The 17,830-nt window shown below is 58.0% G+C and carries 15 protein-coding genes; 5 read left to right on the top strand and 10 right to left on the bottom strand.

Annotation, left to right across the window (positions count from 1 at the left end; translation table 11 throughout):
- The first annotated feature begins 2 nt into the window (after positions 1 to 2).
- On the top strand, positions 3 to 212 hold the full coding sequence (locus tag G560_RS0106420; RefSeq protein WP_022703487.1) for a YgaP family membrane protein: 210 nt from the start codon (positions 3 to 5) through the stop codon (positions 210 to 212).
- Positions 213 to 227: 15 nt separating this feature from the next.
- Here G560_RS0106420 and G560_RS0106415 read toward each other — a convergent pair whose 3' ends face one another.
- The 10 genes from G560_RS0106415 to G560_RS18715 form a co-directional block, all read right to left on the bottom strand.
- Positions 228 to 1,220: an Lnb N-terminal periplasmic domain-containing protein gene (locus G560_RS0106415; protein WP_022703486.1), complete on the bottom strand. Its 993-nt coding sequence runs from the start codon at positions 1,218 to 1,220 to the stop codon at positions 228 to 230.
- Positions 1,221 to 1,235: 15 nt separating this feature from the next.
- The gene (gene uvrA, locus G560_RS0106410) at positions 1,236 to 4,088 is read right to left on the bottom strand and encodes an excinuclease ABC subunit UvrA (RefSeq protein ID WP_022703485.1); all 2,853 of its coding nucleotides are present in this window, start codon (positions 4,086 to 4,088) and stop codon (positions 1,236 to 1,238) included.
- A gap of 92 nt (positions 4,089 to 4,180) precedes the next feature.
- Positions 4,181 to 4,717 (bottom strand): hypothetical protein, encoded by a 537-nt coding sequence (locus G560_RS0106405; RefSeq protein WP_155947176.1) that lies wholly within the window; start codon positions 4,715 to 4,717, stop codon positions 4,181 to 4,183.
- Between the two features lie 234 nt (positions 4,718 to 4,951).
- Entirely contained in the window at positions 4,952 to 6,130 is a 1,179-nt protein-coding gene (locus G560_RS0106400) for an MFS transporter (RefSeq protein ID WP_022703483.1), read from the bottom strand.
- 4 nt (positions 6,131 to 6,134) lie between these two features.
- Positions 6,135 to 6,353 (bottom strand): DUF6500 family protein, encoded by a 219-nt coding sequence (locus tag G560_RS0106395; RefSeq protein WP_022703482.1) that lies wholly within the window; start codon positions 6,351 to 6,353, stop codon positions 6,135 to 6,137.
- Positions 6,353 to 7,747: a dihydrolipoyl dehydrogenase gene (gene lpdA / locus G560_RS0106390; protein ID WP_022703481.1), complete on the bottom strand. Its 1,395-nt coding sequence runs from the start codon at positions 7,745 to 7,747 to the stop codon at positions 6,353 to 6,355. The genes G560_RS0106395 and lpdA overlap by 1 nt, the downstream gene beginning before the upstream one ends.
- A 101-nt stretch (positions 7,748 to 7,848) precedes the next feature.
- Positions 7,849 to 8,418: a DUF924 family protein gene (locus G560_RS0106385; protein WP_022703480.1), complete on the bottom strand. Its 570-nt coding sequence runs from the start codon at positions 8,416 to 8,418 to the stop codon at positions 7,849 to 7,851.
- A 72-nt stretch (positions 8,419 to 8,490) separates the two neighbouring features.
- Positions 8,491 to 9,777: an MFS transporter gene (locus G560_RS0106380; protein ID WP_022703479.1), complete on the bottom strand. Its 1,287-nt coding sequence runs from the start codon at positions 9,775 to 9,777 to the stop codon at positions 8,491 to 8,493.
- Between the two features lie 72 nt (positions 9,778 to 9,849).
- Entirely contained in the window at positions 9,850 to 10,917 is a 1,068-nt protein-coding gene (gene queA, locus G560_RS0106375; RefSeq protein ID WP_022703478.1) for a tRNA preQ1(34) S-adenosylmethionine ribosyltransferase-isomerase QueA, read from the bottom strand.
- A complete protein-coding gene (locus G560_RS18715) occupies positions 10,914 to 14,351 on the bottom strand; it encodes a YhdP family protein (protein ID WP_022703477.1) in 3,438 nt (1,145 codons plus the stop codon). Before G560_RS18715 ends, queA begins: the two co-directional genes overlap by 4 nt.
- A 109-nt stretch (positions 14,352 to 14,460) precedes the next feature.
- Here G560_RS18715 and G560_RS0106365 point away from each other — a divergent pair, with 109 nt between their 5' ends.
- The 4 genes from G560_RS0106365 (at position 14,461) to G560_RS0106350 (ending at position 17,809) form a co-directional block, all read left to right on the top strand.
- Entirely contained in the window at positions 14,461 to 14,934 is a 474-nt protein-coding gene (locus G560_RS0106365) for a peroxiredoxin (protein ID WP_022703476.1), read from the top strand.
- 17 nt (positions 14,935 to 14,951) lie between these two features.
- The gene (locus G560_RS0106360; RefSeq protein WP_028913802.1) at positions 14,952 to 15,749 is read left to right on the top strand and encodes a ferritin-like domain-containing protein; all 798 of its coding nucleotides are present in this window, start codon (positions 14,952 to 14,954) and stop codon (positions 15,747 to 15,749) included.
- A gap of 193 nt (positions 15,750 to 15,942) precedes the next feature.
- Positions 15,943 to 17,283, top strand: coding sequence for a M23 family metallopeptidase (locus G560_RS0106355; RefSeq protein ID WP_022703474.1), 1,341 nt, complete (start codon positions 15,943 to 15,945; stop codon positions 17,281 to 17,283).
- Positions 17,273 to 17,809, top strand: a complete 537-nt coding sequence (locus tag G560_RS0106350; RefSeq protein ID WP_022703473.1) for a bactofilin family protein — start codon at positions 17,273 to 17,275, stop codon at positions 17,807 to 17,809. The genes G560_RS0106355 and G560_RS0106350 overlap by 11 nt, the downstream gene beginning before the upstream one ends.
- The last annotated feature ends 21 nt before the right edge of the window (positions 17,810 to 17,830 follow it).

Below are 17,830 nucleotides of genomic sequence, written 5' to 3'. Positions count from 1 at the left end.
AGATGTTCAAAACCAATGTTGGCGGTATTGACCGGGTGTTGCGGATTGCAGTTGGCGTAGCGCTTTTGGCCGCGTTTTTCCTGATGCCCGGGTTCGGCTTTCGTTGGGTGTTTGTGGTGCTGGGCGTGATAGCGCTTGGCACAGGTTTGACGCGCACCTGCCCCGCCTATTCGATCTTTGGCATTTCCAGCTGCACGATGCGTAAAGGGTGATCTTGGGCGCCGCGCCTAGGGCGTGACCCAAGCGCGGCGCATCGATTTGGAAAAGGCGGCGCTGTCAGGGCCCACGGGGCCAAGCGCGCCAAGACGGGCGCGGGTACGGACCTGTGCCATGTCTTGGCCTTTTGCCAACACACCCAATTCGTGCAAGTATTCCGGCAAACGCCCGGGCAGCATCATGCGACGGTCAAGCGTGACGCGGTTGGAAAATTCGGCAACCATGAAATACGGCACGGTCGTGCAATTGGTGGTCAAGGTGTTGTACCACGCCGGTTGTGCGGCAAGTTGGCTGCCGAAATCTATATAAGACATAAACAACGCTTTGCGTTGATCAAGCGTCAGATCGATGGGATAAAGGCTGACAGTTTCGCCGCGCAGATCGGTGCGCAAGCGGGCGATGTCACGCTCATCCGCGGCGATCAGAGTGAGTTCATAAAGGCGGAAAAAACCGCCCAAGGTGGAATAGGTTTCGCCTACCTCTTTGCGGGTTTCGACTGAAAAAGCAATATGTTGGCCGGTTTTGAACCCGAAACTGACAATCGCATGGGCAATGTCAGGGTTGCCCCATGTCGACAAAAGCATATCAACCGAGGTGATATCATCGGGGTTGACTGTGGCGTCATACCAAGCGGCGGTCGCGTCGGTTTCCGAGGTCCAATCAAAGTTGCGGATGTTTTTGACCAGCAGGCCGCCTGCGACGGGTTCGGCGGTCACACCACGCGATACGTCGACCATCCAATCGCGGTCGCTGCGCGGGGTGATGGTGTACCACCAGCCGAAAATGACCAGCGCGGACAGGCCCATCCAGCGCCAGACACCGCGCCATTTGCCACGGCTGGAGAGGAACAGGATCACAAGGGCGGTGCCTGCGATGGCGACGATTCCCGCCATTTGGAACGGCGGTTTCAGCTGATAATGAACGGCAAAAACCGCCCAAAGCAGCAAGCCGAACGCGGCCGTGAGTTGCAGGCCACGGCCCAAAAGTTTGAAAAACCGTTCCATTTCACCCCTTAAGCTTTATTCTGCCGCCACTTTGCGCGGCTTTAACATATCGCGCAAGTAGCGGCCTGTATGGCTCGCCTCGACCGCTGCGATATCTTCGGGGGTGCCGGTGGCCACGATATAGCCGCCGCCATCGCCGCCTTCGGGGCCAATATCAATGACCCAATCGGCGGTTTTGACGACATCAAGGTTGTGTTCGATCACGATGACGGTGTTGCCTTGATCGACCAATTCATGCAGCACCTCGAGCAGTTTTTTGACGTCTTCGAAATGCAGGCCGGTGGTGGGTTCGTCCAGAATATAGAGCGTGCGGCCCGTGGCGCGGCGGGCAAGTTCCTTGGACAGCTTGACGCGCTGTGCCTCGCCGCCCGACAGGGTCGTCGCGGATTGGCCAACGCTGATATAGCCAAGACCCACGCGCACCAGCGCATCCATTTTTTCGCGGATGCTTGGCACGGCTTGGAAAAAGCCTTGGGCATCTTCAACCGTCATATCAAGAACGTCGGCTATGCTTTTGTTTTTGAACTTAACTTCCAAGGTTTCACGATTGTACCGCTTGCCCTTGCAGGTTTCGCATTCGACGTAAACATCGGGCAAAAAGTGCATTTCAATCTTGATCAGGCCGTCACCCTGACACGCCTCACACCGCCCGCCTTTGACGTTGAAGCTGAAGCGACCCGGCAAATAGCCGCGCGCCTTGGATTCGGGCAGGCCTGCAAACCAATCGCGGATCGGGGTGAAGGCGCCGGTATAGGTGGCGGGGTTGGAACGGGGGGTGCGGCCAATCGGGCGCTGGTCGATGTCGATCACCTTATCTAGGTGTTCAAAGCCTTTGATGGTGTCGCAAGGGGCTGGCGTTTCGCGGGCACCGTTCAGGCGGGTGGCGGCGGTTTTGAACAAGGTTTCGATGGTCAGGGTGGATTTGCCACCGCCCGAAACGCCTGTGACGCAGACAAATTTGCCCAGCGGAAAATCGGCTGTGACGTTTTGCAAGTTATTGCCCGTGGCATTAACGACCGTCACCTTTTTGCCCGACCCTTTGCGCCGCACCTTGGGGACCGCAATTTCGCGGGTGCCTTGCAAGTATTGGCCGGTCAGGCTGGCCGGATCGGCCATGACTTGCGCGGGCGTGCCATGTGACACCACCGTGCCGCCATGCACACCTGCGCCCGGCCCCATGTCAAACACATAATCGGCACAGCGGATCGCGTCTTCGTCATGTTCGACGACCAGCACCGAATTGCCCTGATCGCGCAGGTTTTTGAGCGTGGTCAGCAAGCGGTCATTGTCGCGTTGGTGCAAGCCGATGGAGGGTTCATCAAGGACGTAAAGCACGCCAGTAAGGCCCGAGCCGATTTGTGAAGCAAGGCGGATCCGCTGGCTTTCGCCACCAGAAAGCGTGCCTGCATTGCGCGAGAGGGAGAGGTAATTGAGGCCAACATTCACAAGGAAACCAAGACGTTCGCGGATTTCCTTGAGGATTGCGCGGGCGATTTCGTTCTTCTGATTGGTCAGATGGTCCGGCACGCTGCTGATCCAGTCATGTGCCTCGGAAATCGACATTTGCACGACTTGGCCCGCGTGAAGGCCTGCGATTTTGACCGCTAAAGCCTCGGGGCGCAGGCGGTAGCCATTGCAGGCCCCGCAGGAGCGGTTGTTTTGATAGCGTTCAAATTCCTCGCGCACCCAATTGCTATCGGTTTCGCGGAAACGGCGTTCCATATTGGGCATGACGCCTTCGAACACGCGGCTGACCTGATAGATGCGGCCACCTTCGTCATAGCGGAACTTGATTTCTTCCTCACCAGAGCCGCGCAAGAACACCTCGCGCACGTTTTCGGGCAAGTCTTTCCACTTGGCTTTTTGGTCAAACGCGTAATGTTTGGCAATGGCATCAATGGTTTGCATGAAATAGGGGGATTTGGATTTGGCCCAGGGGGCCAGCGCGCCTTGGGCCAGCGTCAGGTTTTGATCGGGGACGATCAGACGTTCATCAAAAAACAGTTCAACGCCTAAACCATCGCACACAGGGCACGCGCCAAAGGGGGCGTTGAACGAAAACAGGCGGGGTTCAATTTCGGGGATGGTAAAGCCTGACACCGGACAGGCAAATTTTTCGGAAAATGTGGTGCGGGTGGCGTCGTCATTCGCCAGTTCCAGAATGGCGATGCCATCAGCAAGGTTCAACGCAGTGCGCAGACTGTCGGCCAGCCGAGTCTCAATACCTTCTTTTACAACAATCCGGTCGACAACCACGTCGATATCATGGCGGAATTTCTTATCAAGTGTGGGCGCGTCTTCGAGGTCGTAAAACGTGCCGTCAACCTTGACCCGCTGAAACCCCTGTTTGCGCAGGTCCAGAAATTCCTTTTTATACTCGCCCTTACGGTCACGGATGATCGGGGCCAGCAGATAGGCGCGGGTGCCCTCCTCCATTCCCATGATGATATCGACCATATCCTGCACTTGTTGGGCGGTGATCGGTTTGCCCGTGGTGGGGCTGAAGGGGGTGCCAGTGCGCGCGAACAGCAGGCGCATATAGTCGTAAATCTCGGTCACCGTGCCAACGGTCGAGCGCGGGTTTTTCGATGTGGTTTTTTGTTCAATCGATATCGCGGGCGACAAGCCGGAGATATGATCAACGTCGGGTTTCCCCATCATATCAAGGAATTGGCGGGCATAGGCCGACAAGCTTTCGACATAGCGGCGCTGACCTTCGGCATAGATCGTATCGAACGCAAGGCTGGATTTTCCAGAACCGGACAAGCCCGTAATCACAACCAATTTATCGCGTGGAATGTCCACATCGACGCCTTTCAGGTTGTGTTCCCGCGCGCCGCGTACTTCGATAAACTTCTGCTCAGCCATACCAGCCCCCGATGTTTCAGCGGCATAGATAGGATGTTTTGCCTGAGTCTCCAACCAAAAATTAAGAACGTATGAAGAACGCAGTCAAAGTATCACTTTGTCGGAAACTGAGCGGGCGGCATGCAATTGGGCGAGGAGATGTAGTAAACATCGGTGCTGTGCTTTTGTTGGCCAAAACCGCCTGCGAGCGTTTTCGTTAAGACCATCTCTGTCCGAACTTGATCAATGCCAAAGGAGCCATCGAAAATCGCACAGACAAAGGCAAACCCAATTTCGGCCACAGGTTTTTCCAGCGCCGAGAACGGAAAAACGCCGTATTTGGCTGCATTTGGACCAATGGTCATGCCGAGAGGGGTAAAATAGCTTTCTTCAAGTGCCTCCCAAACCCCTGCCTCGTTTTTTGTGCGGATATGGTTTCCGGCACGATCATAGATTGCGAAGCGTATTTCAAGTTTGGTCATCGGCGTATTGGATGAATTCTGCAGTTGAAATTCAATAATCGGCGGTGTGTTGGCTTCTACCACGGTAAGCCCCACCGTAAAGATCGCATCATTCCGCGCAAGGTCGATGGTAACAAACGAAAAGATGCTGGCCAGAACGCCCAGGATAATAGAACCGCGGCGGATCAAACGCCTGCGTTGCGCCGCACCAATCGCGCCCAAACCCAGTTGAATTCGCATAAGGCCTCCTTCCCATGACTGCCCGATAATCTTGCCTGTCTATCCTGCAGTTTTGGCATCAATGCAATCCTGAATTGCAGTCGTTCTTATTTCAACTGTTTGTTTTAATGGAGTGTTTTATTGGGGTCAGGACTCCGGTCCCCGTGGCGAATTTACACGCTCGGGGTGTTGGCCGCTGGGCCCCTAATCGAAAATGTAGGTGCGGCGATGCGCTTGGATTTGGTGAAACGCGATGCCAAGCACGCTGGGGATAAGGACAAACAGCGCCATACCCGACACACCTTGACCCGCGATCAAGGCCGCCAAAAGCGGCGTGCCGGTGGTGGTACCAAGGTTGCCCAGTTGCGCGATAGCCCCTGCGGCGCGGGCGCGGCCGTCTGCGGTGGGGTTAAGCTGGGCGATGGCGGCAAAGCTGGCGCCTTGGACGATGCCAAGCATGGCAGCGAGGGTCAGCGCGGCGGCGATCATGGCCCCATCATGGCCCCAAAACGCCCAAAGGCACAGGGTCGCGATGACGGAGATAGCGAACCCCGCCTGCACCATGCGAATGGCGGGCACCCAGCGCAAGAGCCAGACGCCGAGGGTCAGCGACACCGCGATAGACACCAGCGGCATGGCGGTGGCGATCAGGATTTGATGTGCGCCGCCGATCATCGGGGGAAGCAACGTGAGCAAGGCCACATAGGTGAGCGTGTAGCAGAAAAACCCCATCGCTGGGGCCGACAGCCTGGGCGATTGGTAGATGGTGGCATGTTGTTTCAGCAAGGTTTTGGCCGCTGGAAACGGGGTATCGGCGGCGGTATCCCTTGGCAAGAATATCCATATAAGCCCTGCAAAAACAGCCATATAGGCGGCATGTGCGATGAACAGCGCCCCATCACCGTAAGCCTGCGCCAAGGGCAGGCCAAGGGCGGCGGTCAGGGCAAAAGACACGGCGAAAAAGCTGGACCATAGGGTCATGGCAAGCCCTTGGTGGCGCAAGCTGGCGGTTTGCGCGATCATCACGGGGGCGGCGACGACGATGGCGAGGTGTGAAAACCCCTCAATCGCGCGAAGGGCGAGGAGGACGGGTAGCGGCGGGAAAAGGGCTTGGAGTGCCGAGAGCGCGGCCCCTGCCCCAAGGGCCCAAACCAAGACGCGGCGGTAGCCCAAGCGTTGCACCAACAGGCCTGCCGTGGTGCCAAAGATCAACCCGACAAAACCGACGATAGACACGATCAACCCGATGGTGACATCGCCAGCACCTGCATAATGCGTGGCAATGCGGTCGAACAGGATGGAGATTTTGCCGAATTGCGCGGCAGAGCCAAGGCCCGCGCCCCAAAGGACAAGAATGATGACAAGGGGAGAGGCGGGGCGCATGGAATCAGTCGCCGCGGGCGATCATGTCGCGGATTTTGACGGCCTTTTCAAAATGATCAAGGCGGTGGGTTTTGATCCACCATTCGGCAGCTTGCATCAACCCCACCGGATCTGTGTTTTTATTGGCAAAAAACGCATAGAATGACAGCCCCACGCCCTCGCCTTTGGTGGCAATTTTGGCATTGCACACGGCAATGGCATGTTGGCGTAGGGCTGCGTTCATTACATATGGATCACTTGGCCGTAAGCATCCAAAACCGCCTCGTGCATCATTTCCGACAGGGTCGGATGCGGGAAGACGGTGTGCATCAGGTCTTCTTCGGTCGTTTCCAACTGACGGCCGATGACATAGCCTTGGATCAACTCGGTCACTTCGGCACCGATCATGTGGGCACCCAGCAGCTCGCCGGTTTTGGCGTCAAAGATGGTTTTGATCATGCCTTCAGACTCGCCCAAAGCAATCGCTTTGCCGTTGCCGATAAAGGGGAAACGGCCGACTTTGATAGCGATTCCGGCCTCTTTTGCCTTTGCCTCGGTCATGCCGACCGATGCCACTTGCGGGTGGCAATAGGTGCAGCCCGCGATAGAGCCGGGTTTGATGGGATGCGGGTGTTTGCCTGCGATCAGTTCGGCCACCATCACGCCTTCATGGCTGGCCTTGTGGGCAAGCCATGGGGCGCCTGCGATGTCACCTATGGCATAAAGACCGTCAACGCCCGTGCGGCAGAATTCATCGGTGACGACATGGGTGCGGTCGATTTTGACACCCAACGCCTCAAGGCCAAGATTTTCGACGTTGCCGACGATGCCGACGGCGGAAATGACCGTGTCAAATTCCATCGTCTCGGTCTTGCCGTTTGATTCCAGATGGGCGGTGACTTTGCCCTTTCCCTTATCCAGTTTCTTGACGGTGGTTTTTTCGAGGATATTCATGCCTTGTTTGACAAAGGCCTTTTTGGCGAAAGCCGAAATCTCGGCATCTTCCACGGGCAACACGCGGTCCATCACCTCGACCACGGTGGTATCAGCGCCCAAAGTGTTGAAGAAGCTGGCAAATTCTATACCAATAGCACCTGACCCGATGACCAGCAGCTTTTTCGGCATGCGCTTGGGTTCCAGCGCGTGGCGATAGGTCCAGACCAGATCACCGTCGGCCTCTAGCCCCGGCAAAGTGCGGGCACGGGCACCTGTGGCGAGGATGATGGCGGGGGCTTCAAGCTCTTCCACGCCTTTGGCGGTTTTCACACTGACGCGGCCTTTGGCGGGCAAGGTTGCATCGCCCATAAAGACGGTGACTTTGTTCTTTTTCATCAAATGGCCAATGCCGCCTGACAATTGCTTTGCCACACCGCGCGAGCGGGCGACGACAGCAGGCAGGTCATAGGACACGCCGGTGGCGGACAGGCCAAATTCCGATGCGCGGTGCATCAGGTGAAACACCTCGGCCGAGCGCAGCATAGCCTTGGTCGGAATACAGCCCCAGTTAAGGCAAATACCGCCAAGGTTTTCGCGCTCCACGATGGCCACGGATTTACCCAGTTGCGATGCGCGAATGGCTGCAACATAGCCCCCCGGCCCTGCCCCAATCACGACCACATCAAACTTCTTGGCTGCCATTTTTTTCCTCCTCAGAAAAAGTAGTTTGCCATTAAACTATTTTTATTTGTCTAGCAATGTTCTCACCGCCCAAGGCCCATGCGCTGGGTGCATAACTACTCCTATTTGGCTTGCAGGTCGCGCACGATGGCGCCATAGCCACCGTTTTCCATAAAGGCCAGTTCTTCGGGGCTTGAGCTGCGGCCAAGCGCTGCGTTGCGAAACGGAAAGCGGCCAAAGCGCTGGATGATCGCCTTGTGCGCGCGGGCATGGAGGGCCGATTCAGGGTTTTCCATGCGGGTGCTGAAGCAATAGACGGCAAGGGCCTGATCGGCCAAATCCTCAGAATGCTCAAACGGCAGGTAGAAAAACTGGCGTTCGGGTGTGGGCGCGTCCAGATCCCAGTTCTGCGCAAGGGCGATGCGGGCGGCGGCGCGGGCGCATGGATCAGTGGCAAAAGCGCGGGGATCGCCGCGAAACATGTTGCGCGGGAATTGGTCGGTCAGGATCAGAAAGGCCAAAGTGCCTGTGGTCCCGTCGATCCAGTGGTCCAGCGCACCGTCATGTGCGGACTGCCACAGATCGCCGAATTGGGCGGTGATTTCAGCGTCGACATCGGCGTTCACCTCGTACCAGCCTTTGGGGCCGACGGTTTCAAGCCAGAAGGTTAGAACGGTGACTGGATCAGACATGCGCGCCCCTGTTTTCAATGCGTGGCCAGACCAAGCGTGGCAGGTTTAGGCGCGGGGTTCAATGCCCTGACATCAGCCTTTCGCGTCGTGACGCGCCTGTGCTTCGGCAAGGCCGTGTTCGCTTTCGGGGCCTTCGCCATCAGCTTCGGTCATCGCCACCTCTAGCACAATCGCGGTGCCGGACGGGGACACAGCGGTAAAGCTGGACGTCGCATCGGCAGACCGCTTGCGGCGTGTCATCCGGTAGAGGGCGTAGACAGCAAGGGCCGCAAACAGCACCGCCATGAACAAAAAGAAACCCGAGGGGCCAAAGCTGGCCATCATCCAACCCGTGATGACCGGACCGGAGATCGCGCCCAAGCCGTTGATAAACAACAAACCTGCCGAGGCTGCAGCCATATCGGTGCGGTCCAAATAATCGTTCACATAGGCCAGCAGCAAGGAATAAAGCGGGTTTGATACGGCACCGCCCAAGGCGCCGACACCGCACAGCACCCAAAATGGCACATCCCACAGCACGGGAATCATCAGGCCGACCGCGCCCACGGCGGTGATGCCAAGGATCACCTTGCGCCGGTCGATACGGTCAGAGAGCCAGCCGATGGGATATTGAAACACCATGCCGCCAATATATATGCCCGCGATAAAGATCGAGATTTCGCGAATGCTTAGCTCCGCTTGACTGCCCCAAACGGCTGCCATGCCGAATTGGGCCGAGAACACGCCGCCGAGCAAGAACATCCCGATGCAGCCCAAGGGGGACGCGTCATAAAGTTTGCGAAAGCTAAGCGGTTTGGTCGAGGCAAAAGCAGGTGCCTTGCTGACCGACAGCAGGATCGGGGTAAAGGCGAGCGAGACGAGGACCGAGGGAATGATGAACAGGATAAAACCGTTCGGATCGCCAAGGTTCAACAGCCCTTGGGCTGCGACGATGCCGATCATCTGCACGATCAGGTACATCGACAGCGCCTGCCCGCGGGTTTCATTGGTCGACGCATCGTTAAGCCAGCTTTCGGCCGTGATATAAACACCCGCAAAGGAAAAGCCGATGATGACCCGCATCAGCGACCATGCGATCCAGTTCGGCGCCACCGCATACATGATCAGCACAGCAGAAATCATGGAACCAAGAGCCGCAAACACCCGCACATGACCCACGCGGCGGATCATATCGGGCACCATGCGTGACCCGAACAAAAAGCCCAAAAAGTAGCAAGACATGACGATCGACAGCTGAAAGGTCGACATGTTTTCTTCGCCGCCACGGATACCCAAAAGCGTGCCCTGCATCCCGTTGCCGAGCATCAAAAGCATCATGCCAAGCAAAAGGGCCCAGGAATTCTTGAGTACGACGAACATGGGCTTTGGCCTTTCGGGATCACTGCCACCGTGCCGATTGGCACGACAGCGGGCTGTCACAAACGCGACAGATTATGCCGGATTAGTGCTTTCAGCTATCAGCAATGACGCGTCACCGTAAGAGAAGAAACGATAGTTCTGCCTTACTGCATGGGCATAGGCCGCTTTCATCCTGTCTTGGCCCATAAGCGCCGCAACCAGCATCAGAAGGGTCGATTTGGGCAGATGAAAGTTGGTCATCAGCGCATCTGTGGCTTTGAACGCAAAGCCGGGATAGATGAAAATATCCGTCTCACCCAGCCAAGGCTCCACTTGCCCCGTGGCGCGGGCCGCAGATTCGATCAGGCGCAGGGCGGTGGTGCCCACGGGGATTATCCGCCCCCCCGACGCGCGGGTGGCGGCGATTTCAGCGGCAGCTTGCGGCGTTACCTCGCCCCATTCAGCGTGCATTTTATGGGTGGTGACATCGTCCACCTTAACCGGAAGAAAGGTGCCTGCGCCGACATGCAAGGTCACTTCGGTAAAGTCGACGCCCATAGCGGCCAGCTGCGCCAGCAGATCGGCATCGAAATGCAAAGACGCCGTGGGGGCGGCAACCGCACCGGGGGTGCGGGCAAAAACGGTTTGATAATCGTCGTTATCCTGCGCATCGGGCGCGCGTTTAGCCGCGATATAGGGCGGCAATGGCATGGTGCCTGCGGCCAACAAAGCGGAGTCAAACTCTGCACCCTCAAGGTTAAAGGTCAACCGCACATCGGTTTCGGATTTATCTGCGACAGTGGCAACCAGCCCGCCTGCGAAATGGATATCCTCGGCCAAAGCCAGTTTGCGCAAGGGTTTGGCAAGCGCGCGCCAGCCACCAGAGGCATGGGGTTCCATCAAGGTAATCTCGATCTTGGCCGAAACGGGCCCTTGTGCGCTATCGCGCGGGCGCTGCCCGATCAGTCGCGCGGGAATGACGCGGGTGTTGTTCAACACCAAACGATCGCCTTTGCGCAGCAGGCTGGGCAAATCATGGACATGCTTGTCTGACAGGCTATCCCCTTGCACGACCAGCATTTTGGCCGCTGTACGCGGACGCGCGGGGCGCGTGGCGATCAGGGATTCGGGCAGATCAAAGTCGAAGTCATCAAGTTTCACTGACTGGGTTCCAATGTTGGCGGCGCGCTGCGGAAAATATCGCGGAACATGCCGGGGGTAAGAATAGACAAAGGGTTGACGGACACGCTCGGCTCTTTGGCGGTGCCTTTGAGGGTATAGTTGAAACCGAACAACCCTTCGCCCCTGCGGGTGAAAATCGCGCCGATCCCGTTAAGCAGATAGATCGGAGAGATCACGCCTTGCAAGTCCAAGCGTTTGCCGTTGAACACATAAAGCCCCGTCAGCGACACCCCAAGCGACGCCCCAACGGCCGATCCTTGGGTGATTTGCACGGCGCGGGGGCCAAGGCGAAAGCTGGCCTCGGCTTGGCTGAATAAAAGGCCGCTGCCGTTCATTTGTTCAAGCAGGCCCACAACGGACACGGCATTTATCAGTTCGGCCACCGCAGGGGCGTTGCGGATGCGCACATCTTTGACCGTTAGGGTGCCATCATAGGTGCCGGATTGGCCTGTGGGGGTCAGGATAAGGTCCAACACCCCGCCTTGGGCATTTGGAAATATCTTGGCCGCGGAAAAGACCGACCCCGCATCATTGGACCGCAAGCGGACTGCGGTACCGTTGCGGCTGGGTACAAGGGTGCCATTAATGCTGGTTTGGCCGTTAAGGCGGCCTGTAAACTCTCCTTCAACGCCACCCACACGCGGAGTCATGGTGCTGCGAAAGCCGGTCAGGGCAAGGCCATCAGCGACCGTCAGTTGATCCAATCGCAAGGAGATAGGGCCGCTGGTTCCTGTCGCCTTGCCGCGGTTGGCCGGCAAGCCGCGCAGATCGACGCGCCCCCCCGTAACGGCAATGGCAGGCGGGCCGCCTTTGCCCTGCCCTGACAAGGTGACGGCTGCGTTCAACCATGTACCCAACCGGACCGAAGAGAAATTGGCCTCGCGCAACGCGCCATCTTGGGCCAAGGTGATCGCGCCTGTCGCCGTTAAACCCGCAGCGTCAAGGGTGATGCTGTCGACCGAGGCGGGTTTGCCAAGGCTGATATCCAGCGCAAGCTGCCCTTTGCTGCCCGCAGATTTGGTCCAGCCAAGGGCCGGAATGCCCATTGCCACTCCCGACAGATCAGACCGGAGCGTTACGGCAGGCGTTTGACCCGTGCGCAGATCGACCGTGACAGCCGCCGTGCCGCGCCCCGATATAAAGCCGTCGGGCAATGGCACACCAAGCGACGCCGCCGCCTTGGGGCTAAGTTCGGCGGTGGCTTTGATTTGCGAAATGCCTTTGTCTTGTGGCAAGAACGATTTGGTGAATTGGCCGTCAAACGGCACAGATTGCAATGTGCCCTTGCCGCCGATTTGCATATCTTTGGGGGTTACGCGCAGCGCCAGTCGGTCGGCCCGCAAGGTTCGCCCCGGCACCAAAACATCCGAAGAAAAGCCGGTGACGTGGCCTGTGACATCAAAATCGACATCGGTGATTTTGACACCTTTGCGTAAGGGCGTGACAATGCGCGCCACTACATCCGCGCGGCCCGTACCCAGATCTGTGGGCAGTTTGGCCTTGGTCATAAATTCAAAGGGTTTTTCATCCAGCACCGAAAGAGCCGCAGTCAAATCGCCAACGGCGCGCACATCTATTTGTGCCATCGCAGGCTTTCGCGTCACATCCGGCACGGCAAACACCGACCCCGCTGCATTGATCTGCCCGCCGGATTTGGCCGTCACAAAGCCTTCTTCCAGCACCATCATATAGGACTTGCCCTGAACTACCGAATAGCCGCGCCCGCCTTGGATCGGCGGCAGTGTTTTCAAAAACCGCACATCCGCCTGTGCGAAATCGTAGCCGAGCGAGAAAATCGTCTCTGCCTCGGGGGCCAAGCGAAAACCTGCGCGGACATTGGACAAATCGCCTTGCTGCACGTTTTCGGTCACCCAAAGGCGGGTTTTGGGCACAACCTGCGGCGGCCACAGGGCCAGCAATCGGTCGTGCGGGATCTGGTCCAGCTGCGCATTGACCGCAACAGTCCAGCCTTTTGGCCCCGCCTCAACCTGCCCCGATGCCAGCAAATGCTGGTCCTCGTGGGTCAGGCTTGCCTGTCCGATATCCACGCCAAAGGGGGCAAGGCGAACGCGGAAATCCAAAGCACCTTGTTCAAACTGCACGGGTTCATCCAACAGCCCTTCGGGGTCGATTTGCAGGTTTTCGATCTGGATTTGGGCCAGAATTTCCTTGGGGTTTTCAGTGGTGACGCCTGGTAAATAGGCATGGCCCGACGCGGTCAGCGCAATATCCTTGCTGGTCACCGATGCTGTGCGCAAATCAATCCGTTCCCGGGCCGGATCATAGCCGAAAAACAGCGATGCACCGTCAAACGCTACGGGTTTGGTTTGCGGCGTCGGTTGCAAAGCACCTTTGTCGAGCGTCAGCGAGGCATCGAGCGACGCGAGCGCCCCTGTCCCATCAAGGGTTGACGCGATCTGCCCTGAAATCGGGGCATCCAGCACCGAAAGCCACGTCAGCGGCGCGGCTTGGGATGCGATATCGGCCGCAGCGACGCGGTCCACGGTGACGGTCATGCGGGCACTGGCATCGGCCTTGGCCGCAAACAGCGTGACAACAGCCGAGGCCCCGCTGGTTTTGCCGCCATTGACCGACATACCCAGTTCAACCGCCAGTTCTTTGCCCTGATTTGACATGGAAAGACGCCCGTCGCCAAGGTTCCACACGCGGTCCAACATGCGGTCATCCAAGGTCAGGCTTAACGCTTGCGCCTCGATCCGGTTCAAATAGGCAAGGGCCGGATGCTTGGACAATTCAACCAGTGTTAAGACGACGCCTGACAAGCCGACAATGGGACGGGGTTTCAAATTCAGGTTCAGCGCAATGTCGAACTGCCCGTCCTTAAGCCTGCGCAAGGACATCGCCCCGCCAATAACCCGCAGGCTGCGTAGCCGGACCTTGCCACTGGCCAAGGCTGTGGGGTCAATTGCCACACGCAATTCCGGCAAGGACAGAAAGGTCGCGCCGTTGGGTTCCAGCAGGCGCACATCCTCCAGCCGCAGGCGCGGCACCCAGTCTTCATCGACCACAAACACCGCGTCACCGATGGATAGCGACGCCGTATCGCCGGTAATCTCGCGCAACGTGGTGTTGATGCGTTGTTCCGCCTCAACCACCGCCCAAACCGGCAGGCGGATCGGTTTGCCCGACACGGCGAGGCCCGCAAAAAGCCCCGCAAGTGCCAGAAACATCAAGGTCGGGATCAGCCAATAGGTGCCCCAGCGATGGGGGCGATGGTAGCGTTTGACCCGTGGTGGTCTGGTATGGGCAGGGTCTGGCGCATCATCAGGCACCACATCGGTCATGTCTATGGGCAGCGCCGAATGCGCCGTGTCGCTGTTTGGCAGCCTTGGGCCGATCAGGCCCTGATCGCCAAGCGGTGTGGTTTCAAGATCCGGTGTCGGATCTGGCATCGCAACTTTACCTTTTACGCTTTACCCTGTTGTCCTGACGGGGATTGCCTTTATCTTTGCGCAAAGGCAACCCAAAGGCAAAGCACGGCTTAGCGAACAGGAGAGAGATATGTCAAACATAGGCGAAATGGCGCCCGATTTTACGCTGCCGCGTGATGGCGGGGCGATGTTGACCCTTTCGTCGCTGCAGCCGGGTTCGGTGGTCGTGTATTTTTATCCCAAGGATGATACCAGCGGCTGCACGATCGAGGCCAAGGATTTCACCAGCCTTGCCCCCGATTTTGCAGCCCTTGGGGTGACTGTGATCGGGATTTCCAAAGATAGCGTTAAATCGCATGACAAATTCGTGGCCAAGCATGATCTGGGCGTGATCCTTGTGTCGGATGAGGCGGGGCAAACCTGCGAAGATTACGGGGTTTGGGTGGAAAAACAGATGTATGGCAAAACGTATATGGGGATTGAACGGGCCACATTTTTAATAGGTGGCGACGAGAAAACCTTGCAGGCTTGGCGCAAGGTCAAGGCCAAAGGTCATGCCGAAGAGGTTTTGGCCGCAGTAAAAGCCCAAGGCAAACGCCTGTGACCCTATCGTTGGCCGACATGGCCCTAGAAGTCCTGCACACCGCAGACGGGCGTGCGAAAACAGCGCTGGGCCGCAAACACGCGGCGGCTTGGCTTGCGGCACGGGCGGCGGGGCAACCGCTTGCCATTGGCTCGGCGACCCCACCGATGCGCCCCGCCCGTCCGGCCTTGCCCGAAACCCTGTCCCCCCGCGATATGCCACGCCGCAGGCCAGGGTCGCCCACAGGGCGGATCGCACTTTTGCATGCCGTGGCCCATATCGAATTGAACGCCGTCGATCTGCATTGGGACATCATCGCACGGTTCACCCATGTGCCAATGCCTTTGGGGTTTTACGACGATTGGGTCCGTGCGGCCGATGATGAGGCCAAGCATTTCAATCTGATGTGCGATTGTCTGGAAGGAGTGGGCAGCTTTTACGGCGCCCTGCCCGCCCATGCCGGCATGTGGCGCGCGGCCGAGGATACGGTGGATGACCTGATGGGTCGGCTTGCCGTGGTGCCGATGGTGCTGGAAGCGCGAGGGCTGGACGTGACGCCGGGGATGATCGCGCTGTTCGAGGCGGCAGGCGAAGCGGCCCCGATTGCGGCGCTGAAAACCATCTATGCCGAAGAGGTGAGCCACGTCGCCTATGGGTCAAAATGGTTCAACTGGTTGTGTGGCCGCGACGGGTTGGACCCGAAAGAGGCGTTCCACGCCCTTGTCCGGCGCTACTTTCCCGGCACACTGAAACCGCCGTTTAATGAGGAAAAGCGCGCCGACGCTGGCCTGCCGCCCGATTTTTACTGGCCCTTGACCGAGGCCGAAGCAAGTTAAGACAGGGCGGGAAACCCCTGATTTGTCGGCGGTTTTCTGCCTGTTTTCCCATAAGCTACGATTGGTTCCGCTTTGGGTGGTCAAAATTCTTGCACCCTTGGCGTGGGCTTTGTATCCATGCCCCTGATGACATGCGCCGGGATACCCTCGGGTCGGGTGGTATCGCAGGATTAACAAGACCGGAAACTGTTCAGTGCTGAAGCGACTTTCTTATCGGATCAATGCGGGTATCGGGCGCTATTTCCCGGAACAACGGCTATTTCTGAAATCCGATACAGACACCCGCTTTATCCGGTTGACCCCTGTGACCCAGGCGATTGCCGTAACGGGGGCCGCGCTGTGCCTTGGCTGGACGATCCTTGCGACATCAATACTGATGATGGAATCCATTTCCGCCGGTTCAGGGCGCGATCAAGCTCAACGCCAACAAGCGCTGTACGAGGCGCGGCTGAACGCATTATCGGCAGACCGCGACTTGCGCGCCGAAGAAGCGGTGCGCGCGCAGGAACGCTTTAACCTTGCGCTGAAAGAAGTCAGTGACATGCAGGCACGTTTGCTGGCATCCGAGGATGGGCGCCGTGAAATGGAAACCGGCGTTGATGTAATTCAAAGCACCCTGCGCCGCACCATCAAGGAGCGCGACGATGCGCGCGATGAAAAAGACACGCTGACAGCCTCGCTTGAAGAACAAACCGGATCGGGCCGCACAGGCGAAGGCCGCGCGCGCGATGCGTCATCGACTGTCGAGATTTTGGCTGAAGCTCTGGCAGGCACCGCCGAACAGCGTGACAGCATGGCCGTGGTGGCAATGGCTGCACGTGACCAAACCGATGATATGGCCGCGCAAAAACGCGCGCTTGAGGCCAAGAATGACGTTATTTTCGCCAAGCTGGAGGAAGCCGTCAGCATCTCAATGGGACCGCTGGATAAAATGTTCCGCTCGGCCGGCATGTCGCCCGATGATTTATTGAACTCGGTCCGGCGCGGCTATTCCGGCCAAGGTGGACCGTTGACGCCGTTTTCACTGTCGACCAAAGGCGAAACCCCCAGCAATGACGAAATCCGCGCCAATGCAATTTTGCAGGGTCTCGACCGGATGAACCTGTACCGCTTGGCCGCTGCCAAATCGCCCTTTGCGACACCGATCAAATCGGCGTTCCGCTTCACCTCGGGCTTTGGTTATCGCCGCGACCCCAAGGGGGCTGGCACCCGTATGCACGCGGGCACCGATTTTGCCGCCGCATACGGCACACCCATTTATGCCACCGCTGACGGAGTTGTGACCTATGCCGGTTGGAATTCAGGCTATGGTCGGCAAGTAAAGATCCAACATGAGTTTGGAATCGAGACGAGCTACGCGCATCAATCAAATATCCGCGTCAAAGTTGGACAAAGGGTATCGCGCGGCGAGCGTATCGGTGATATGGGGAATTCGGGCCGGTCTACCGGCACTCATCTTCACTACGAGGTTCGGATCGGGGGCAAACCTGTTAACCCGATGACCTTTATCAAGGCAGCGACAGATGTTTTCTAAAAGCAAAATCAACGAACCTGGCCCCAAGGCCGAGGCAGACAAAACCACCCGTCCAGCCGAGCCTGCCGCGCGCAGCTCGATGGATTTCACGCCATCTACGCCAAAAACCAAGCCTGCGGCTTCGGTTCTGGCATCGGATCTGACAATCACCGGCAACCTGCGCACCACGGGCGATATTCAGGTTGAAGGGACGGTCGAAGGCGATATCCGTGCCCATTTGCTGACCGTTGGCGAAACCGCCACGATCCGCGGTGAAATCGTGGCCGATGATATCGTGGTCAATGGCCGCGTGATTGGCCGCGTCCGCGGGCTGAAAGTGCGCCTGACATCGACCGCACGGGTCGAGGGTGACATCATCCACAAAACGATCGCCATCGAATCGGGTGCGCATTTCGAAGGGTCGGTTCAGCGTCAGGATGATCCTTTGGCAACTGGCCGTGCCGCTATGGCACCGGCAGCCCCTGCGGCCAAGCCCCATATGCCAACGCCAGCACCACAGTCTTCAAGCAGCAACGATCAGAATTGATCTGAGTCTTTTGGTCGTTAA

The sequence above is a fragment of the Pseudorhodobacter ferrugineus DSM 5888 genome, assembly GCF_000420745.1.
GTDB classification, from domain to species: domain Bacteria; phylum Pseudomonadota; class Alphaproteobacteria; order Rhodobacterales; family Rhodobacteraceae; genus Pseudorhodobacter; species Pseudorhodobacter ferrugineus.
Note: the sequence above shows the minus strand (reverse complement) of the source record. Positions and strands in the feature narration are given on the sequence as shown.

What these genes read in the sequence shown, in the direction of transcription:
- lpdA (WP_022703481.1), bottom strand. Translation starts at nt 7,747, where the DNA reads ATGGCAGCCAAGAAGTTTGATGTGGTCGTGATTGGGGCAGGGCCGGGG.
- G560_RS0106380 (WP_022703479.1), bottom strand. Translation starts at nt 9,777, where the DNA reads ATGTTCGTCGTACTCAAGAATTCCTGGGCCCTTTTGCTTGGCATGATG.
- G560_RS0106350 (WP_022703473.1), top strand. Translation starts at nt 17,273, where the DNA reads ATGTTTTCTAAAAGCAAAATCAACGAACCTGGCCCCAAGGCCGAGGCA.
- G560_RS0106360 (WP_028913802.1), top strand. Translation starts at nt 14,952, where the DNA reads ATGGCCCTAGAAGTCCTGCACACCGCAGACGGGCGTGCGAAAACAGCG.
- G560_RS0106395 (WP_022703482.1), bottom strand. Translation starts at nt 6,353, where the DNA reads ATGAACGCAGCCCTACGCCAACATGCCATTGCCGTGTGCAATGCCAAA.
- G560_RS0106415 (WP_022703486.1), bottom strand. Translation starts at nt 1,220, where the DNA reads ATGGAACGGTTTTTCAAACTTTTGGGCCGTGGCCTGCAACTCACGGCC.
- uvrA (WP_022703485.1), bottom strand. Translation starts at nt 4,088, where the DNA reads ATGGCTGAGCAGAAGTTTATCGAAGTACGCGGCGCGCGGGAACACAAC.
- G560_RS18715 (WP_022703477.1), bottom strand. Translation starts at nt 14,351, where the DNA reads ATGCCAGATCCGACACCGGATCTTGAAACCACACCGCTTGGCGATCAG.
- G560_RS0106420 (WP_022703487.1), top strand. Translation starts at nt 3, where the DNA reads ATGTTCAAAACCAATGTTGGCGGTATTGACCGGGTGTTGCGGATTGCA.
- G560_RS0106365 (WP_022703476.1), top strand. Translation starts at nt 14,461, where the DNA reads ATGTCAAACATAGGCGAAATGGCGCCCGATTTTACGCTGCCGCGTGAT.
- G560_RS0106400 (WP_022703483.1), bottom strand. Translation starts at nt 6,130, where the DNA reads ATGCGCCCCGCCTCTCCCCTTGTCATCATTCTTGTCCTTTGGGGCGCG.
- G560_RS0106385 (WP_022703480.1), bottom strand. Translation starts at nt 8,418, where the DNA reads ATGTCTGATCCAGTCACCGTTCTAACCTTCTGGCTTGAAACCGTCGGC.